This is a genomic window from Prochlorococcus sp. MIT 1318, from assembly GCF_047304505.1.
Classification (GTDB): Bacteria; Cyanobacteriota; Cyanobacteriia; order PCC-6307; family Cyanobiaceae; genus Prochlorococcus; species Prochlorococcus marinus_D.
This window is the reverse complement of record NZ_CP138958.1, coordinates 1,821,307-1,842,394: the sequence shown is the minus strand read 5'-3', so window position 1 is coordinate 1,842,394 and position 21,088 is coordinate 1,821,307. Positions and strand designations below refer to the sequence as shown.

Below are 21,088 nucleotides of genomic sequence, written 5' to 3'. Positions count from 1 at the left end.
GCGCGTGACCTTGTAACTCTCGACTAAAAAGATCTGCAAAGATTAGACCGAGAAAAAGAAGGGTTCATTTGTATTTAGAACGACTCTAAGAGCCATTTGTTATAGCTTTTATGATGATGGCCATAGGAACTCGCTCAGATGAAATGGCTAATTAACCATCAAAACTCTATTGATTTGATAAAGTAGCATATGTGTATTCGAAGGATCCTTACCACTCAATAGCTGCCTAATTATGTAAATAGTCCACAATAGTAAAGGCCCTAAAGTACTGGTAGGATGAAGACAATAGAAGGGCAGCACCTTTTGCATACGTGCATCTGCTTTGTGCTTCCACGCTGATTGATCCCAATGGAAGACATCGATCTCAACTCATCAAGCTCTAGCGTCGTCACCAAAGCCTGGACCAAGCTTTGGGGAGGAAGTGCATATGATTTCGCCAATGCGCTAACAACAGGCAGCGACGGCTCGATCTACATCGCTGGACATACAAATGACCACATTCCTGGAGAGACAGCGGGCGGTGATGCCTTCTTAGCTAAATATGATCCTGATGGCACAAAGGATTGGACCCAGCTATTGGGATCTATGGGATGGGACGAGGCCCGTGCACTGACAACAGGTACCGATGGCTCGATCTATCTCGCTGGCATGACATATGGATCCATTGGTGGAGAGCCTCACAGCGGTAGCAGTGACGCCTTTTTAACTAAATACGATGCCGATGGTACGCAGGTTTGGACCCAGCTATTAGGTACAGCTTCATATGACGCTACCAATGCTCTAACAATAGGCAACGACGGCTCAATCTATATCGCTGGAAAAACAGATGACAACCTCGATGGAGAGACGAATAGTGGCGGCTCCAGTGCCTTCTTAACTAAATATAGTGCGGACGGCACAAAGGCTTGGACCCAGCTATTGGGTACAGGACCAAATCAAAAAGCCAATGCGTTAACAACAGGAAGCGAGGGCTCGATCTATATCGCTGGCTTAACAAGTAGCGGTCTTGGTGAAACGATTATTGGAGGATATGATGCCTATTTAACTAAATATGCTCCTGATGGCACTAGGGAATGGACACAGCTATTAGGTTCAACTTCACTTGACGAAGCCACTGCGCTAACAACAGGCAGCGACGGCTCGATCTATATCGCTGGCTATACACAAGGAGACTTTGATGCAAAGACAAATAGTGGTAGTAATGATGCCTTTTTAGCTAAATACAATGCCGATGGAACTAGGAATTGGACCAAGCTATTAGGAACAACTTCATCTGAGGATGCCCAAGCATTGACAACAGGCAGCGACGGCTCGATCTATATCTCTGGTTATACAGGTGGCAACCTTGATGGACAGACGAGAAGCGGTAAATATGATACCTATTTAGCTAAATATGATCCGGATGGCACGAAGGATTGGACCAAGCTATTAGGAACAACTTCAGATGACGAAACCTTTGCCAAAGCACTAACAACAGGTAGCGACGGGTCGATTTATATTGCTGGGAAAACATATGGCAACCTAGAGGGTAAGGCGAATAGTGGCTTAGGAGATGCTTTCCTAACTAAATTTTTAGCTCCAACGCAGACGGTAATCCCTCCTGAAGCTCCACAGGGGGGTGACAAATTAGAAATCAGCTATGAACTGAGGAAAGCAAAGCGAAAAGATGGGAGCAGCTCAACGGAAACTGACGGCATAGCGCTTGAGACAGATGTAGATACAACAATTAGAGAAGATCCTTTAAAAAGTACGGCCATCAAGGGTATTGGCGCTACAGATAATGATGCCTATATTTTAGATATTTTAGCGAAAAATGTAGCCCAAGGATATACACTTGAATCCACTGATATCACTTTAAAATTCAACACAGATCTTTTCGGCTCAATTGATAAAGATCAAATCCAGTTATCCTCTCTATTCCCTGTCGCTAATGCGATACATATTGATAATGACAAAGGCGAAATACGCATCGTTGGAGCTGGTTTAAATCATATTAGTGGTGCAGGCGCTGGCATAGCATCAGGTGAAAACAAGGTATTCGCATCAGTTGCTCTAAATTTTGACGAGACTGCGTTAGCCAAATACACAACAGGAAGTGCCACTGCTGGCAAATTGCTCACCTATGACGGGGCAGCTTCCGGTGTGGATGCATTTGATGGAACATTAGAATTTGATCTTTCTGTTAATCGAGATTCCACTGTATTTTCCAAGAGCATTACAGAGACCAGCGGCCTTGAAAATGCAGAAATCAGTACTTTGCGAGATTTAGACGGTAGCGTCAAAGCAATCAAGGACTCGATAGCCCTCTATGAAGGCCAAGTTGACTTGAGTCAAACTGGTGACTTGACTTTCGCCTCCAATCGAACCATTGGCGTTGCATCAGGAGGAATTAAGACAAACTTGATACGAGCTGGTTCAACTGTTTACAGCGATGTCACTTGGAAAAATACTGGCAATGTAGCAGCTACAGATATCACAATCAAAAATCTTGCTACTGATCCTACTGCTGTTGGCAAGGTGATTTCGTCGAAATCTGGATTCTTAAAAACAGATACCACCACATCCACAGACTACAGTAAAAATGGAATTCTTGATCAAACAGCACTCGATCAGATTGATGCCACTAATAATAAACTTAAAGGTGGCAGCTTTGTTACTACATCGGCAGAAGAAGTTAATGGGCTGAAAATAGGAGACTACGATCCAAATAAACAAGAAGAAAAGACAGTCAGGATTGCTGTAGAAATTGGCGACGATCAAGCAGGCAAAGTGTTTAATGCCGGTAAAAATCTATACAGGATGGAAGTCACTAGGAAAGACCAACATGGTAAGGATCAAACGGATGAATACGATGTTGGTACTAACGTTGGATCAAAAAACCTGATTACATTCCAGGGTGATCTCAACTTTGACGGCACTGTAGGAATGAAAGACCTTGCATTCCTCAATGCAGGAGCAGCACGTCAGACCCTTAAAGATGTAACTTCTGGGATGAAAGATAATTTGGGCAATGATATCGGCACTCAGACCAAGCAAGCAGAAGCTAACACTTATGCCAGTGATGTCGATGCTGATTTCAATGGAGTCATCGATATCGCTGATCTCAAGATATTAGATAAAGATTGGGGCAGAACCCTTCATCTAAGTGATAAAGATTTTCATGGAATATCGAATGGAACAACTGTAGGGGACAACCAAATGTCATGGACAGAGCTAAATGCACAAAATGGTATTAATGAGTCCTGGGATAATACATCATTTGAGAAGCAGAATACCCTCGAAGCCAAAGCCTCATCTGGTGGATATGATGCTCCTCTAGAACATGTGCAAAATACGAATACTTCCAATACAAATATAGATTCTGATAATGCAGCTCGGGACGAAGTGGTTACAGGAGGAACAAATAACCCTAATCCGTCAGTATCCGGCGGCGGCGGAAATTACACAGAGGACATTACAGGCATCGGCCTGAATGATGACATCATGGGTGGGTCTAGTACATAAACTATAAGGAGGAAGATGTTCCTAAGATAAATTGTCATATGGCTTGACTTATTGCTAGATAAGCATAATTTTCAATCAAGCTTCCATAGACCTCCCCAATTTTACCTCAACTTGATGCCAACCTTCTGGTAACTGATAGAGCTATAAATCAGAAGTAGAAACTTTAATTCTGCAAATTAGTGACATGTCATCAAACAGAAACATAGATATTAGTGCCGTAAGATATATTTAGTTTAGAAGGTTAGGCTGAGTGCTCTTGATGTACAATTCATCTTCGGCTCAATTAACCAAAACATACTAATGGCAAGTAACTAACTAACCTCTAATAAAGGCAAGCGGCTGAAAGTTCAACAACTACTAATACCTGAAATAGAAAAACTACGACAAAAGGAACTACAAGCGCAACGAAAGCTAGGTATAAATAAACCAATCAAGCAAGTACCAATGCAGAACATCAAGAAAGCTTTAAAGCTTCACCTAAGCCTAACCGCATAGAAGCTCCTTACGAGAAACCTACAGCTATGACTAAAGCTATGACTACAGCTAAGCCGACAGTTAAAGCTGAAACTAGAACACTAACCTTTGGCGACACAACTATCGAGCTACCAAGTGACCAACACAAGCTAGAAGCTATGAAGCAAGAGGCAGTAGGGTATTGGAGAAACTTACCCGAGATTAGTTAACATCTACCACCTCCGTCACTCCCCTCAGGGAAATCACCGCCAGATACTACCGTCAATGTTGCTTCATCCAGTTCAATAATAGCTTCAATACCATTCTCTGTGCTCTGAAGAAACAAGTTATAGCGCTAACCTTTCTTTTCTGTACTCAATGTCGTCTGTAACTCTTTAAAACATTCTAGAGTAACCATTGGCATAAATCTTCTGTAATTAGTATAGCAATCCTTCGAAGAAATTATCAGAAAAATAATTTCAAAACTGGTCTAGGACTTTTTCTCAAAAGCCGATATCTGGATAGATTCTAATTTTACTGGAAATTAAACTTTTTGGTGTGCACTACCTCTGCCCACCAGTCACACCTTTCAACTTATCATCAGACAGGTTTTGGCGATGAGTGTTTAGGTCTTTAGTGGTAATCGCGAACCCAGCAACTTTGGCAATAGCAACAACATCAGAACCATGTGACTTTAGCTATTCTTCGCTTATTAGTGATATTTAACAGTCTTAAGTATAGCCATGTTTTAGAGGAAGTACCAGATAAATATAAATTCAGACCGGGCTAAGCTTCAATAACACAAATGTCTGAATCGATATGACGTATGTAGACGGACCTAATTTGGCCCATAGCCCCCCTGCAACGCAGGGCTATTTCTTGGAGACGTGATCTGTTAGGGCGAACAAGGTTCGATGAGTCGTTAGCATCAGAGTAAAGCAAGAGGTGTAGCGCAGATTTTTAAGCGTTTGCCAGCTTCTGTGCGATTGACTCCTGGAGAGGTTGCTAGGCAGTTGTAAAAGTAAGGCTCGTTTGCTTATCGGGCGATTAATGAGTGAATCCAAAGCAACAGTCAATCTGAAAAGATGTTGAAAGATATAACGAAATCAATAAAATCAGCAAGTTGATTACTTGCCTAAGTATTAGGCGTACCTTGGAGATTGGAAAGAGTGGTCGTCAACTAGAATAGAATAGTTAGGTTATGTTTAGAGCACAAATAATCAATCGTAGAGCTGTCTGGATTGGAATCAGTGAGATTTCGCTGTCTACTTTAGAATTTTATTACACGAGATTCAAAGCATGGCTGTGGATCATAATAGCTTTTTATTCCGCTTCGTAAGCCTGACAGTAAAAGATCCCAACTTTCTAGTGCTTTTAGATTCTCGTCATAGCCTCCACATTTACTCCATAAAGAACGACGAATAATTGCACATGGATCGATTCTAATCGCTTTTACTAATTCCTCCTCATTCAATGGACCTGGTCTAAAGTATTGATTACTGGCTCCAAAATCGATTCTGTCTCCAAAATACAGGTCAATCTCAAGATGTTTACACATATAACCTAGCCCTTGATTTAGGTATGGTGCTAATAAACGATTGTTATCATTTAATGGGATGAAAAGTTCGGCGTTGCTAGCTTCGATGCCAGTGTTTAGCGACGCAGCTAAACCAGAGTTGTGGCTCCTAATCACCTTATATCCAATCATATCTAGTTTCTCTAGAATCTCAAGTGAGCTGGACTTAGTTGAAGCATTATCGATAATGGTGATCTCGATATCTCTATTAGGGTCCCTATAGCGCTCTACACTGGCTATGGCTTCTATAAGGTGATGGGAAGGGTTTGAGGTGGGAATAACTATGCATAAGACGTAATTTTTGACTTCGTTCATATTTAATAAAGGAATATAGTTGTCATTTTTAGAAGCATCAGTATTCAATAAATCTGCCTTATTTTGAAGTTGTAGCCAAAGCCTTGTTAAATCTGGATAAACTAAGCTATAAAGCGTTTCTATTGGATCAGGCAGCCTTATACTTAGTAACCGATTTTTTCTGATAGGTACTTTAGAATAATTCTCGCGAAACTGTTCATGAATTCGCCAGTCCCAACGGTTTTGGAGGATAGATAGCAGCTTTTCACTATGATTAGCAAGAGACTCAGCATGTAAAAGTACACTTCTAACTGGCTCAGCCTCTAAATACTCTAGAAGCCGTTGATTGTAGATTTTCCAGAGTGAATGGGTAATTTCAGGATGATCACGGAACTGTTGACCATGCGGCCGGCGAACACGTTGCAATGCATCGCTAATATCCCAAGGAGCTCTATAGATACCAATAAGATTCAATTCTGGCCTGAGATGTCGCCAAAATGGCAATAGCAAAGTGGTTCGTGGATCTTTCCATCCCCATTGATCATCGCCAGCGGAATTTTCCCGTATCTTTAATAATTCTTCTGCTTGCCCCTTCCACCTTGCTTTTCCAAGGCTGCTGATTGATTGATTTTGATTCCAGCCACCATCTAACCAACCATCCTCGTCATCTTCTAAAGATGACGCAAACCAATTCCTGTGTAGCTTTAAAAAAGCAATATCCTCTTGGTAACCCTCAGGATTGTCATAGTCCTGAGAAAGCAAATTTTTTCCAAATGAAACACCAAGACTAGTCAACATCCTTGCTAGTAAAGATGTGCCACTACGATGCATACCTGCTACAACGACAGGAGGGTTAGATCTCTTTGTTAAAGTAATTATCTCAGAATCAAGTGAATGGATTAATGCATAGTCTGAATCAAGTTGTCGTCGCTTTAAGGCTTCTCTAGCTGCCTTAAGAGCTTCCTGATGGGTTGCTTCCCTTTGTCTTTGGGACTCGCTATTTGAATGTAAACGATAATTATATAGTGGCTCTGGTAAATGCTTAGGCTCTCCAAGTTCAGCAAGCTTTAGGCATAGATCATAATCACCTGCAAAGTGAAACTCTTTGTCATATCCTCCAACTTCTAAATATGCTGTTCGCCTAATTAGTCGCATATGAAATGTTATAAATTGAACAAGGTCTGCGTCTTTATGCCAGGGAATAAGGGATCGTTGGTCAAGAGAAAGACGAGTTCCATTATTAGCGATCAGATTGCATTGCGTATAAACAAAAGGGCTGGCTTGATGCTTACTAATAACTTGGAATGCCTTGCCAAGTCCGTCGGGCTGGATTGTGTCATCTGCATCAAGTTGAACTAGGTAGTTTGCCTTTGCTTGATTAAATATAACCCGATAACTGCCAAAAGTACCTAAACGTTTCTCCCCCGCTAAGATATTTATTTGAGGATGCTGAGTAGCTAGACTCTTTAACCATATCTCTCCATCTCTCACTATAGCCTTTGGACCATCTAGGCGGATTAGAAGTTGCCAATTTCTATAGTCTTGAGCTTCAACAGATTCTACTGCTTCCTTAATCCATTCCAGAGGTTGCTGGTAGATAGACATCCCTATGCATATCTCAGCATGGAAAGGTCGGGATTCTGAGTTTTTTCTTGTGCTCATCTAATGAAAGAGGATGACATTTCTAGAGAGTTCAGTTTTTAATTATAACAAGTTTAATCTATAATGTCCTTATTGAAAAAAATGTCTTAGAGAAGCTAGCAGCTGATTCTCAGCATGTTTATGGGTATGCCTCTGAATATGGTTGATTAGCTGGGCAACTGACTGGGCATGCACCTTATCAAGAAAATAGTCTTTAGGGCCTATTAATTTCTCCCTCCTAACTTCAGGGAAAGACTACCTTGCCCGTTTCGCCCATCCATATCGATCAAATTCTATAGATACGTACTAATCAAGATCATGAAGGTAGTTGAATTTTTTCAATAACTCCTCTGTTAGCTAGTACTCAATGTGATTCTGAATTTCAATCGATCCCAATCTCTATCCAATGAAATCGCTTTTGAAAGGAAGGCAGAGGGTCAATCATGCAATGCATCTATTTGTTTCATTTTTGCTAGCACTTCATGCTTTAGAAAAGAAATATGATATGGAGCTTATACAAGGTCTTATGTCGAAGCACTCATGGCAAATGGATTTGGTTATGGAACTCCTACAACAACCTCTACCTCCCCGAGCACGTCATCTGGAAGTGGTTATGGAACTCCTACAACAACCTCTACCTCCCCAAGCACGTCATCTGGAGGTGGTTATGGAACTCCTACAACAACCTCTACCTCCCCGAGCACGTCATCTGGAAGTGGTTATGGAACTCCTACAACAACCTCTACCTCCCCGAGCACGTCATCTGGAAGTGGTTATGGAACTCCTACAACAACCTCTACCTCCCCGAGCACGTCATCTGGAAGTGGTTATGGAACTCCTACAACAACCTCTACCTCCCCAAGCACGTCATCTGGAGGTGGTTATGGAACTCCTACAACAACCTCTGGAAGTGGTTATGGAACTCCTACAACAACCTCTGGAAGTGGTTATGGAACTCCTACAACAACCTCTGGAAGTGGTTATGGAACTCCTACAACAACCTCTGGAAGTGGTTATGGAACTCCTACAACAACCTCTGGAGGAGATAGTAATTCTTCCAAGGACAAATTAGAAGTCAGCTATGAACTGAGGAAAGCAAAGCGAAAAGATGGGAGCAGCTCAACGGAAACTGACGGCATAGCGCTTGAGACAGATGTAGATACAACAATTAGAGAAGATCCTTTAAAAAGTACGGCCATCAAGGGTATTGGCGCTACAGATAATGATGCCTATATATTAGACATTTTAGCGAAAAATGTAGCCCAAGGTTATACACTTGAATCCACTGATATCACTTTAAAATTCAACACAGATCTTTTCGGCTCAATTGATAAAGATCAAATCCAATTATCCTCTCTATTTCCTGTCGCCAATGCGATACATATTGATAACACTAAAGGCGAAATACGTATCGCTGGTGCTGGTTTAAATCATCTCACCGATGCAGGCGCTGGCATAGCATCAGGTGAAAACAAGGTATTCGCTTCAATTGCTCTAAATTTTGACGAGACTGCGTTAGCCAAATACACAACAGGAAGTGCCACTGCTGGCAAATTGCTCACCTATGACGGGCTTGAATCCGGTGTGGATGCATTTGATGGAACATTAGAATTTGATCTTTCTGTTAATCGAGATTCCACTGTATTTTCCAAGAGCATTACAGAGACCAGCGGCCTTGAAAATGCAGAAATCAGTACCTTGCGAGACTTAAACGGTAGCGTCAAAGCAATCAAGGACTCGATAGCCCTCTATGAAGGCCAAGTTGACTTGAGTCAAACTGGTGACTTGACTTTCGCCTCCAATCGAACCATTGGCGTTGCATCAGGAGGAATTAAGACCAACTTGATACGAGCTGGTTCAACTGTTTACAGCGATGTCACTTGGAAAAATACTGGCAATGTAGCAGCTACAGATATCACAATCAAAAATCTTGCCACTGATGCTACTGCTGTTGGCAAGGTGATTTCGTCGAAATCTGGATTCTTAAAAACAGCTACCACCACATCAACAGACTACAGTAAAAATGGAATCCTTGATCAAACAGCACTCGATCAGATTGATGCCACTAATAATAAACTTAAAGGTGGCAGTTTTGTTACTACATCGGCAGAAGAAGTTAATGGGCTGAAAATAGGAGACTACGATCCAAATAAACAAGAAGAAAAGACAGTCAGGATTGCTGTAGAAATTGGAGACGATCAAGCAGGGAAAGTGTTTAATGCCGGTAAAAATCTATACAGGATGGAAGTCATTAGGAAAGACCAACATGGTCAGGATCAAACGGATGAATACGATGTTGGTACTAACGTTGGATCAAAAAACCTGATTACATTCCAGGGTGATCTCAACTTTGACGGCACTGTAGGAATGAAAGACCTTGCATTCCTCAATGCAGGAGCAGCACGTCAGACCCTTAAAGATGTAACTTCTGGGATGAAAGATAATTTGGGCAATGATATAGGTACTCAGACCAAGCAAGCAGAAGCTAACACTTATGCCAGTGACGTTGATGCTGATTTCAATGGAGTCATCGATATCGCTGATCTCAAGATATTAGATAAAGATTGGGGCAAAACCCTTCATACAGGCGAGGAGGCTTTTCATGGAATTTCGAATGGAACAACTGTAGGGGACAATCAAATATCCTGGGCTGATCTAAATGGTCAAACTGGTATTAATGAATCCTGGGATAATACATCCTTTGAGAAGCAGAATACCCTTGAAGCCAAAGCCTCATCTGGTGGATATGATGCTCCTCTAGAACATGTGCAAAATGCCAATACTTCCAATTCAAATATAGATTCTGATAATGCATCTCGGAACGAAGTGGTTACAGGAGGGACAGGTAACCCTAATCCTTCAGTATCACCCCCCGGTGTTGGTAGCTACACAGAGGACATTACAGGCATCGGCCTGAATGATGACATCATGGGTGGGTCTAGTACCTAAACACACATAAAAACTGGATAAAGGTATCATTAAATATATATAATCGACAATCTGAAAGGGAGCACTTCTAAAATTACCCAATGCCAACCTGAATTACAGCAATACGAGTTCATATTAATGTACTATTTGTACGATTCTGATAAGCGTTGGTGGAATCGATCCTGAAGTGAAAAGGATGAAAGTGACCAGATTGTGGCAGTGGTCTCTTACATAGGAAAGACATGGATCAGTACTTAGGTTCAAAAGCAAGAGCCAAGAAATAGCTAAGGCGGGGAGAGCTGACCGCCGGGCCAGATTGGCGAGGGGCTTTTCTACAGTGTAAGTATGGAATGTAAGTCAAAAATTTGCGTCAGTGACTCACTGGGATCTGCCCCTGTCTATTCGGGCTCATAACCCGAAGGTCGGGAGTTCAAATCTCCCCCCCGCCACTCTTTTCCAGCCCTGTCCACCAGGGCTTTTTTAATGTCTGCGACTGGGAAGTTCTAAAACTGTCAGGATTAAGGAATCTGTCGCTAATCGCACAGGATGCCCCCTAGTGATCTTGGTAGGTCTGGTGGTTGCAAACTCAAGACCAATCAATCCCGGTACAGTTAAGTGAGGACAGACAGCCATAAAAAGGTTTGCTTACGAAAACCTTTATGAGGGACTCCAGACATTTGCCACGAGCAACATCATTTCGTGATCGTTGTCACAACATAGGCCAAAAAAGTTTGGCTGAATAGGGTCATCCAAAGGAGAGTTATGAGCGTTGAGATGGGATCGGCGAACTGCCTGCATCTGATCGAATCCAAGAGACACATCGAAGCGGCAATGGTTAGTGTTGCTCACCTAGAAGACGCTGAGTCTCTAAGGCATCAATTGCGTTGCATCCATCGCCAGCTGGAAGGCATGCACGAGATGGAAAGAATCCACTCTGCGACTAGATAGCCCGTGGCTGAGGTACTGAAGCCCAGACCCATCCGCTGACACCACGCAGCCTCCAGCATCGAGATCCGCGATTCAGCAACTATCTTCTAAAGCAAAAAACCAGACTCAGATGTCTTCCCTGGTGAATCACCATCTTGTTTTTTTGTCCAGCGATACCAAGTAGGCTTTTGATTGATTTTTTCTTTGATTCTTTTTCTTATTAGTTCAATGTCTTTTGCATTAGGCTCCCAGTCATTATAAAAGTCACTTGGCCACTGTTCTTTTTTGAATTGACGTTCTGGATCTGGACGCATGCCTCTGCTCTTCATTTCATTTATGAGATCTAAATATCTTTTATGCAAATACTTCCCTTTGTTATAGAAGAACTTAACGTGTCCAATATTTAAAGTAAATTCTTTGGGTAGTTGTTCTTTCGTTCTCTCCCAGTTTTTCGACTTTAGTGAGCGTTGGAGTGCGGAGCCAACCATAAAAATTTCTCTATATTCCGCAACTAGATGTTGATCAGATAATTCACTTGGCTTGACCAAGTTGATTCTTGTCATACAAAATTCTATTCTGATATGGGGTTTCAGTTATTCAAAGTTCTCTGTTGGTTGGCCCTTAGCAGGATCGATGCTTTTCTTGCTGGTGGTGACTGGGGACTCAGACGTCTTCTCTGTTGAATCACCGTTATGATTGTGAGAGTGATCTCCAGAACATCCCATCGCGTGAACGGGAGTGCACAGCAATAGAGAGGCAAATACGGTAACTAGAGGATGGACCATTCTTTTGATTGTCAGTACCCCTTTTCTACTAGATCAATGACCGAACTGACTAAGAGCGCACCAAGGGACTGTTGCTTTCCATCGATCGACCATTGATGACTTCAATATGGCGATCCACTTAACTGCGACGTAAAACGTCATTGAACAGAGGAGCCAAAAATCTTCAGGGTCAGATAGCTAGTGCGCCTGGCCAAGTAGTTCAGCTTCCTCATGCACCAAAACAATAGCCATGATTACTGAAATACGTTGAACAGTGAATGACGGTCCAACGCTGCACCTCCTTCTCAGCATCACTGCTGGTGATCACCGCACTGATGCCCTGACCGGCTGCTGCGCAGATCGCCAATACACCGCGCCCAGATACCAGCGGTGATTTCGTTAGCGCCCATTTGCAGGGCACCCGTCAGAAATATCACCAGTTGCTGTAGCTTGTAGGCGCCCATGATCCTGACTGTCTCAACTGCCGATTAGCAGCCGATAACGAAGATGCTCCTGTGAGCCACGAATACGGAAACATTCTCGAGTCTTTTGTCACGAATCCAGCCGGTGATGCAATCGTGATTCACAGCGGAAAGCACTGGTTGAATACAACAGTGACGGACAGTCACATGGGTCGTCGCCAGATGGCATCACCGATCACGGTGCACGACAGACGGCCACCTTCACAGCGCAACAAGCCTCTCACCTGCGTTGTGAGGGCTAATGCGGCATTAATCGCGCCGAGCAACATGAGTTCCTTCCGCGAGCAGCAAGAGCGAGGTGTTTACTTCATCGCTGTGCCGCGATAAGACCATTCCACCAACTTTTGCTGCAAAAAAAAACTTTCAGCCAATGAACGACAACAACACCCAACTACTATCAGATCGAAGCAGATGTACAGAACCAGTCAGGTGAGCGAGTTAAAACTTAAGGCAGTAACTTCCTTGGATCTGGGCCAATACCTTCGAGCTCATATCCCAAAGGAAGGAAGTTCAAATCTCCATCCCGCTACGACTACTTAAAATCCAGGGGAAGAGGTTGATGTTGACCTACAAATGAGATCGGCAATTAACAGGAGAGGACAAACTTGCCGTCTTTATCATATTTACACCAACTTTTAGCAATAGTAACAACAATGACTGTTTTTGCGTTAAAGCCTAACAAGGTGCTCAAGTGTTCCACGGGGTTGGAGTTCATCGGCCACCTCCTTGAAGTAGATGCCGCAGGCGAAAGTGAAAGAAGCAATCAACGACAGGTTTGATCACTTCGGCTCAAAAGAATGTCCCCCGAAGTGCCAGAACTTCCTGATGACATTCAGGCAAACAGAAAAACTGAGCAACTAGGGAAGCTGATGGTCTAGTAGACCACTCCCGTCTTCTGCATGATTTTCGTCTAATGAAAGGTGAACTCAACCAATCCAGCCAGCCAGGTGGGTGGCAGCGTTGGAACGCACCAAACTGCGAGCAGCCGGCAATGCCGGTTCAAGGCAATGACTTGAAAAAGGCGGTAACGCACGACTGCGCAGCCAGGTTCCCCAGCGGAATTCGTGATAAGGGATCAATGGTTCAGGGCCTATCAGCCCTTCACTTTTGAGCTTCCAAGCCAGGCTTCGGTAGGGGTCGTCCTCAAGCTTTAACAAGCTCTTGGGTAAACCCTGCGGCAAAAGGGGGCCAAGGCCACGTCCGTTGTAGAGATACAACCAACCACGTTCGGCCAAAAGGTGAAGGCTGTCTAAATCATCCTCAGAAGGACAATTCTCGATCACATATCCGTAGGTGGTGGCGTCTTGGTCAAGATCCAATAGTGCTCGTAGACGGTGATGACGATCAATCATCCACATTGAGCCTGAACGATTACGTACAAGAGGGACGGGTTTGCCCTTCAAATACTGCTTGTTTTCCTTAGGGCTTTGTCCACGGAAATCGAGTTGACGACTCTTCACTTCCGCTAAGCCCACGCACCACTGGGTGGGCTGGAGTTGAGCCACGGAAACCTCAAAAAGTTCAAAGCCTTTATCAGCACTGGGTATCCGCTTATAGCTGGGCCGATGAGAGGACAAAAACCTAAGGCAGGTGCCTTCATCCTGACAAAGCCACAAAAATACGCCTCTGGACTTACTCAGCTAGGCAGGCCAGAAGCTCACAGACTGAGTTAAAGAGATGAAAGTGACATAAGCATTATGTCAGCACAAATGATTAAAACCGGTTGGTGGAATGATGCTTGGGATGGATTCATTGCCAATCCACTTCTACCTGATAATGCTTGTGTTCTCCTCACATAGTAGGAGTCTTATTGATTTTTAGCGGTGGAATTGAGCGTGTACAATAGAGATACAGAATATTAAAAATGATTAAAAAGTTCTTTCAGTTGAAAAAGCTACTATCCAAAGATAAGCCAAACTGTCAGTTTTTAGGATCTAGTCTAGAGCTCGAATGATTGCTCAGGAAGTCAAGCCTGGTTGACAAATTCAGCAATCTGGACTGTAGCAACTGCTGATCTATGCCCATTACTCACTGCACGGTAATGATCGTCAAGGGCCCAAGCAGTGGGATTAAGATCAAGCTGGAAGCGTGGGATTAGATGCAAATGCAAATGATGAGCGCCTTCTCCAAAGGCAATGGCATAAACCCTGTCGCACTTGGTAAGCCGTTGTACAAGCCCACTACCAATTTGCATTGCCTTCCACCAAGATGCTGCTTGATCGGGTTGGAAATCAATAGTGCCTGCCAAGTGAAGACGTAAATCGAGCAGTAGCCAACCAAGCAAAGGAGCTGGTGCTGGATGATGGAAAAACCTAATAAGTTGTGCGAACAATTTCATAGTCAAATTGATCACTAGCGCTGCGATGTTGGACACAGACTCCACAATTTTGAATAAGTTGAAAAAATACTATTTTTTAAATAAAACAGTTTTAATCGAGGCCTGATGAGATCAAACTACACTTGAATATATTTGTTTATTCACTAAGAATAATTCACAACAGAGAAAGGCATCCTGATAGTTTCTAAGCAATAGATGAGCACCATTGTGGATCAAATCCAAAACATAACCGTTATGAACTGAACCATCGGCGTGATCACATCAGATGAGTTTAGTGATGAAGGTGGGGAGGTATGACAACCAATAAAAGTCTGAGGTTATATGACTCTTGACTACAGCTCTGAGATCCACGCAAACAAACAAGTCAGTAGAAAGCACCTGTGAATCGATTAGGCCTGTGACTGATCTCTAGATCAATGGGGTGAGAGCATACTCAGCCAGTCGACAGGAGATTTCTAAGACAGTGATTTGGGATTGGCTATGTCGGAGGAGGGTCTCGTCACGGGCCAAACCTCGATAAAAAAAGTTGTAGAGTTGATCTGAGCTGAACAAAGTTGTGCGGGGGGTTGTGAAGTTAGAGCCCTGGATGAGCCGCTATTGCCCAAACCAAAGGAGCAGCTCCGGCAAGGATTGCGCTCAGAAGTTGGGCAAGGATCAGAACGACCTGCTTAGAACTCATGAAAGGGGCCTGGGGGTTCTGGGCAAATCCGGTTCACTGGGATCCGGGCACTCGCAGGTCTCGACTTCACCGCATCCAGAGCAATAAATCTCTGCGAAGATCTCCTCGTTGTTGCTCGTTTCGATTTCGCCAATATTGGTTTTGTCAATAGGTGGCGCAAAATCGAGGCCAGTAAGCAACTCCCGAACAATCAGACGAAGTTCTTCAGGGTCATCAGTAATGTCAACCCGAGCATGCGCTCCTTCTACTGCTAGAAGCCTCGTTGCAGAAAGTTGCTCAGATCGGTCTGAAATTGGGAGCCCCATTGCCTGAGGTAGAACTGGTAATCATTACTATTGATAGAGCCCTGAACAAGAACTTGTGTGGACTGTGAGCATCTGAACACTAGACACAGCCTTTTATAGACTTAATTAAGATAGATCGCGGAGATGGGTCGCTATCAGGAAAAATTGAGTGAGCTGCAATAAGAAGATAGTTAGATCATGCGTAGGAGAACTAAAAAAAGCAAATTTGAGTCGATTATATTAGATATAGGCACAGAAATAGGCATAAAAAATTGAATCCCATAGTTTAGTTTCGCTTTAGCCCAAACACCTCAACGATGACTGAGGGTCAATAAAAAGTTACTAATTGAACAGCTAGTCAGGCACTAATGAATAAACTTTGTTGCGCCGAGGGAAAAGCAATTAACTTGCGAAAAGTTTTTGCTGGCTTGGATACTAAAAAACAATAACTCGATGCGCTATGGACGAGGATTTGACAATGCAGGCTATAATGGTGTTATACTGTAACAATTGCCCTCTCTATGAGGGTGGTTGCATTTATCCATGTACTGAGTCATGACTGTAACCAAGTCCAGTCCAGCCAATAAAAACAGCATACGCAAAGTCCAGCTGATACCCAGAAGCTCGCATTCAGAACAGGTCAGACTTGTGAATACAAGCCTTCCGGGCATAAAAGTAATCGCAAGGAAGGATCTATGGAACGACTTTAGGAATCGATTGAAAATAAACAATTATGAAATTGGATTATTAGCAAACGACCTAAACAAACTTGCTCAAAGAATTCAACCAGTGATTATCAATGTAATTGATACAGTAGAAGGCATCATTACAAGTTTCAGAAAAGCACTTCATATGGATTCAAAATAGCACAAAGTTTTCTTGTTGCTGTGAACACAATAGATCTAAAAAATTAATTATGCATAAATAAATTCAGTCGGCAAGATCACTACAAACAACAGAAAATTGATACTTGATCACTTAAACTGAAATCAATTAGACTGAGTAGGTGAATACAATAAATAGATAGAAGCTAATCATTGCCCCTCAAGCATAAAGGGAATAACACCATTAATACAGGAAAGTTGACATCTTCATTCCATTTACAAGGCAACATAAATTAAATCGTCAAGACGTCAAATTGATTTGTTAAGGGATTAAATCAGCATACGAAAGCCACTGGAACAAGAGACATCGAGAGATATCGAAGGTGTACCCATGGAACTCAAGCACTAGTAGCCAATAGATGCAACTTATACCCTCGAAAGATCATCTGGGGAAAGATCTCAAATTTCCAACGCAAATATGATCGGCTTAATAACGTAAACTTTTTAAATATCTAGAATTTCGAAGTTTTGCAGGCTAATACATTATTGAAAACTCATATAAAACAAATGCTAGAAGGATAACCATAGTAAAAAATTCGCTATAAAGAGAACGGATTGGCCTAATGAAGAGGAGGAGAGGAATGATTGATGTGCACGAGATCTACAAGCAAAGGGATTTGGCTAGTCAAGACTTCTCGGAGAAAGAAAAACAACAGAATATTACTAATTACACAACTAATGAAGCATTGGGATAAAAACAACCAAGCAAATTAAGCCGTAGATAAGACCAGCCAACTTCACTGTTTAGCAGTTCTAATCAGATATAAAGTCAAGGCAACAAGCATTCGCCGACTAATACGTTATAATAATGAAAATTTGTTTTAATGATGGGTAAGACCAAGCAACATAAAAAGCTCGTAAGGTTGGCTGAAAAAGCCGAGCTATGCGCGACACGAGAAGAGGCTCAAAAGCTCATACGCAAAGCTGAAAAGGCGCACGCAAAGCTGAAATCTTAAAGCTGTTTGCTCTTGATTTCTAGCAGAGTTGCAAGTATTAAGGCAAATATCTCTAATCAAAAACCTGAAGTTAAATGGATTGCCTGAGACTGAATAACGAAGCAATTGAATGTCGCAGACAAAGAGTTCTCGACTAGGAAATAAATTTGAATAGAACAGATGCAAACCATTGCTTTGCAGAGACCATAAAATCAAGTTCCTTCAGGAAACCGGTCGGTGAATGTGTAAGTTAATCCTGGCATCGGTCTCAAGAATGACTCTGTAGAAATGTCGTTTCAAGGTACATTTTCAAAACTATCGCGTCTTGGGGGATAAGTGCTATCACTAGCCTTGAATGTTGCTAGATATAGCAAAGAAACTATCAATGAAATTGCTGCTGATGTTGCAATGAAATAAGCGAGCATCTGCATCAGATCAACGAATCTAGGTAGTGGGACGCTACATCCAAGCAGCCGCAAAAATCTTCATTCCGTTGTCTTTCTCATTGATATTAGGCATTTGATCATCGAAAAGTAGCTTTCAAACCACAATGATTATCAACGAGAGTCCAGGCGTGCAGCGAAAACCAGCAAAGGCCAGCACGAAACAATATATACACAGTAAAACATTAGAACTTGAGCTCGCCTATTCGAAATCAATCATGGTAATGAAAGTCGAGTAACCAGAATGAGATGTAAAAGCAGAAAATACGGAACGTTATCTACAAATCAACAAGATGGGTGAGTTTAGCTCATTGTAAAGAGCTTATAGAACAGGAAAATATCTTACCTACAAGCTCAGAAGTATCATAGACCTAATGATCAGTTCTGAAGGAATAGTAACACTTTAATGAACAGCTCAGTTCTTATAGAAAACAGATACTATCTTAGGAGTGACATATAATTGCTTGTATTTCAATCACAATAAGAGTATATACCATACAACTGAGAGAAATTGAATTAACAACAATAATGGAAAGTCATTCCACAATAGAAACCCAAAAGCACACACAACTGTAAGAAAGATAAAACCATTTGAATATTTTTTAATGAAAAGAGTCAAGGCAGATATTTCTTGTAAAGCAAAGCATAACTTATGGATAAATTTGATTGCTTATAAGGGATTTGGTAGTAAATTATCTGCGATAAATTAGAATACCATGCAATTGAGCTAACAGGGATACTATTCTGCACATCTCGAGATTTTCAAAAAGTTAATATCATTTGTTGGGGCCATTTATATGTACTAAAAGATTATTTCAGCAATATCCAGGCAAATCTAAAGAGCAACAACAATATCGTCTACACTAGTGTCAGAGGCTAACCCCATCGGCTTAAAACAATCCAAGCTTAACAAGCATACAACCAAGCACCCAAAATTTCTAGCACAATCCAATGACAGCTATTCACATTATCGACAATTTAGAGCCTTTTCTAAACTCTGTTGGGCGTATCTACGAGGTAGGCGGGGGGATTATTACTGTTTTAGCGATCCTTTGGATTATAAACTTCGTTGCAGGACTAATCCGTAACACCTATGCCGCTGGCTACTCATTGGGTAAATTTTACAGATCATATATCCATCGCTATTTAAAGACTATTGTTGTCGCACTTCTATCTCTAATAAAGAAGAAAGTATCAAATGCATCTGATTCTAAAAAAGAAAGTATCAAGGCGTAGGTATGAGTTAAGAAGTACGATAGGAAGCAAAGTAATTTTGCAATAGGTTTGAGTAATAGAAAAAATGGGGCAAACTAATTCAAAGGCCATTAGTGATAAAACTTTAGTCAGTTAATACAAAAATATTATTCTACACAACCACCAAGAAATGGAAAATGCTAGTAAATAAAGCCTTTGTGGTAGTCTATTTGTGGACTAAAATAAATAAAACTAATGCAAAAAATAGTGACTTGAACAAGGCAAGAAGAATTCGCTTGAGGGTGTTTCATCTAAATGCCATGGCTATCGCCACGAATAATCTATTAATTAAGAAACCTTTGATTCGAACAACTGGAAGCCAATTGTAATCAAAGAGTATCCAGATCTGGAAGAATAAACAAAACGAAAAAGTAATATTGGATCAAAATTGGACATTTGCTTTAATCCCTGCAAGAATGATTGGTATTCAAGCCATTTTTGTTGGTTAGACACGCGGCCATCAATGTTGTTTTCAGTCCTGGTCATACTCCACATCCTTGCAGCTACGGTTTGGACTGGAGGACAGTTGCTTTTAAATCTAAGGGTCCTGCCAGATGCTCTCAAAGAAAAGAGTGTGGCTCAAGTGCGCTCATTTGAAAAGATGTTCGAGCCCTTAAGGGTGACATCACTAGCAATTCAAGTCATTAGTGGTCTCTGGTTAACATGGATCTATCTACCAGGAGGCCGAGGACTTTTTACATTTCAGACACCGATTACATCCCTACTAACAACAAAGTTGATCTTGTTGGCTATCGCTTTTGCATTAGCTCTCCATGCACAAATAAGACTCATTCCTAATCTCAATGACGAAAATCTTATTGAATTATCTTGGCATATTCGTAGCATTACAACAGTATCAATTGCCTTTGTGATTGTCGGTGCAGGTATCAGATTAGGAGGATTCTGAGTTAACGAGATCCATAAATGGTTTCGTATATCAATTCTATTGGTTGGATATCTAATCAGACATTAAGACTAGTTAGTTAGCTGGCCGAGTGAAGGGCTAGAGTGAAGGGCTATGAGATTAGATATCCTACCTTCTGTTACAAGATCCTGGCTAGCTCTGAAAAAGCATTTGTTGATAGATTTGAAATAACCATTGGTCATGAACGAAAGGTACTGAAAAAGTACCTTTCCTTTACAACCCCAAAAGTGACGTCGCCCATGAATCTATTGACATTCTTGAAAATCAATTACTAACCCAACAACTACAAAGTTAAAGCCCATTACCTTATCCCTCCAGATGACTCAACAATTGCTTGATATGGAGCGTGCTGAGCTTTTCCCGTGGACAAGTCAAACCCGCTGGGTAGAAGGTCCTTCATGTATGTGTGAAGAGTGCATGCGGGCTCGCAGTCAAGTACGTCATAGTGAGGTTGGATGGGGTCTTCAAAACCAACTATTCGACCTGTAAGCAAGGATTAGACTAAGAGCATGAATCAATGTTAATACTTATTAATATGATGTATTTAGGCCCGCAAGTGATTCTTTGATTACACAACTTAAAAGATTGACTTCGCACCCATTGATATTTTTTCAAAACTTAGTCATGGCTATATTCTACAATAGATTTTCTGTGCTTATGTCTAATGAAGAGAAAGAAGTAAATTGAGGATTCCAACCAGTCAGAATTGGCTTGGAATAATGTCAAAGAGTTAATTATTAAAGGATTTAATTATTGATTACTATCATTCATTCTAAT

At 41.7% G+C, this 21,088-nt stretch carries 12 protein-coding genes, 1 tRNA gene and 1 pseudogene; 6 read left to right on the top strand and 8 right to left on the bottom strand.

Going from position 1 to position 21,088, the window contains the following annotated elements:
- The first annotated feature begins 348 nt into the window (after window positions 1-348).
- Complete coding sequence (locus SIB66_RS09450; protein WP_413681266.1) at window positions 349-3,504, top strand: SBBP repeat-containing protein; 3,156 nt, start codon at window positions 349-351, stop codon at window positions 3,502-3,504.
- Window positions 3,505-4,520: 1,016 nt separating this feature from the next.
- Here SIB66_RS09450 and SIB66_RS09445 read toward each other — a convergent pair.
- Both SIB66_RS09445 and SIB66_RS09440 read right to left on the bottom strand, forming a co-directional pair.
- Window positions 4,521-4,655, bottom strand: a pseudogene (locus tag SIB66_RS09445) (Nif11-like leader peptide family RiPP precursor); the annotation flags it as partial.
- Between the two features lie 572 nt (window positions 4,656-5,227).
- Window positions 5,228-7,489, bottom strand: coding sequence for a glycosyltransferase (locus SIB66_RS09440; protein ID WP_413410337.1), 2,262 nt, complete (start codon window positions 7,487-7,489; stop codon window positions 5,228-5,230).
- A gap of 519 nt (window positions 7,490-8,008) precedes the next feature.
- On the opposite strand from SIB66_RS09440, the gene SIB66_RS09435 reads away from it, so the two are divergent.
- Together SIB66_RS09435 and SIB66_RS09430 are read left to right on the top strand one after the other, a co-directional pair.
- The gene (locus SIB66_RS09435; RefSeq protein ID WP_413681265.1) at window positions 8,009-10,417 is read left to right on the top strand and encodes a hypothetical protein; all 2,409 of its coding nucleotides are present in this window, start codon (window positions 8,009-8,011) and stop codon (window positions 10,415-10,417) included.
- Window positions 10,418-10,779: 362 nt separating this feature from the next.
- A tRNA-Leu gene (locus SIB66_RS09430) sits at window positions 10,780-10,845 on the top strand.
- 426 nt (window positions 10,846-11,271) lie between these two features.
- On the opposite strand, the gene SIB66_RS09425 is transcribed toward SIB66_RS09430, so the two are convergent.
- The 3 genes from SIB66_RS09425 to SIB66_RS09415 all read right to left on the bottom strand — a co-directional run bounded on the left by SIB66_RS09425 (window position 11,272) and on the right by SIB66_RS09415 (window position 12,508).
- Window positions 11,272-11,403, bottom strand: coding sequence for a hypothetical protein (locus SIB66_RS09425; RefSeq protein ID WP_268963828.1), 132 nt, complete (start codon window positions 11,401-11,403; stop codon window positions 11,272-11,274).
- 27 nt (window positions 11,404-11,430) lie between these two features.
- A complete protein-coding gene (locus SIB66_RS09420) occupies window positions 11,431-11,886 on the bottom strand; it encodes a pyrimidine dimer DNA glycosylase/endonuclease V (RefSeq protein ID WP_063405729.1) in 456 nt (151 codons plus the stop codon).
- 430 nt (window positions 11,887-12,316) lie between these two features.
- A complete protein-coding gene (locus SIB66_RS09415; protein ID WP_236070095.1) occupies window positions 12,317-12,508 on the bottom strand; it encodes a hypothetical protein in 192 nt (63 codons plus the stop codon).
- A gap of 94 nt (window positions 12,509-12,602) precedes the next feature.
- Here SIB66_RS09415 and SIB66_RS09410 point away from each other — a divergent pair, with 94 nt between their 5' ends.
- Window positions 12,603-12,896 (top strand): hypothetical protein, encoded by a 294-nt coding sequence (locus SIB66_RS09410; RefSeq protein WP_236073590.1) that lies wholly within the window; start codon window positions 12,603-12,605, stop codon window positions 12,894-12,896.
- A 599-nt stretch (window positions 12,897-13,495) separates the two neighbouring features.
- On the opposite strand, the gene SIB66_RS09405 is transcribed toward SIB66_RS09410, so the two are convergent.
- From SIB66_RS09405 to SIB66_RS09395, 3 genes are all read right to left on the bottom strand, one after another.
- The gene (locus SIB66_RS09405) at window positions 13,496-14,146 is read right to left on the bottom strand and encodes a ParB-like protein (RefSeq protein ID WP_063405737.1); all 651 of its coding nucleotides are present in this window, start codon (window positions 14,144-14,146) and stop codon (window positions 13,496-13,498) included.
- Window positions 14,147-14,535: 389 nt separating this feature from the next.
- Complete coding sequence (locus SIB66_RS09400; protein ID WP_413681263.1) at window positions 14,536-14,853, bottom strand: hypothetical protein; 318 nt, start codon at window positions 14,851-14,853, stop codon at window positions 14,536-14,538.
- A 729-nt stretch (window positions 14,854-15,582) separates the two neighbouring features.
- Complete coding sequence (locus tag SIB66_RS09395; RefSeq protein ID WP_063421331.1) at window positions 15,583-15,891, bottom strand: hypothetical protein; 309 nt, start codon at window positions 15,889-15,891, stop codon at window positions 15,583-15,585.
- Window positions 15,892-19,083: 3,192 nt separating this feature from the next.
- On the opposite strand from SIB66_RS09395, the gene SIB66_RS09390 reads away from it, so the two are divergent.
- Window positions 19,084-19,368 carry a hypothetical protein gene (locus SIB66_RS09390; protein WP_063421329.1) on the top strand — a complete coding sequence of 95 codons (285 nt, stop codon included), beginning with the start codon at window positions 19,084-19,086 and terminating at the stop codon, window positions 19,366-19,368.
- Between the two features lie 544 nt (window positions 19,369-19,912).
- Window positions 19,913-20,293 carry a CopD family protein gene (locus SIB66_RS09385; protein ID WP_236073585.1) on the top strand — a complete coding sequence of 127 codons (381 nt, stop codon included), beginning with the start codon at window positions 19,913-19,915 and terminating at the stop codon, window positions 20,291-20,293.
- The last annotated feature ends 795 nt before the right edge of the window (window positions 20,294-21,088 follow it).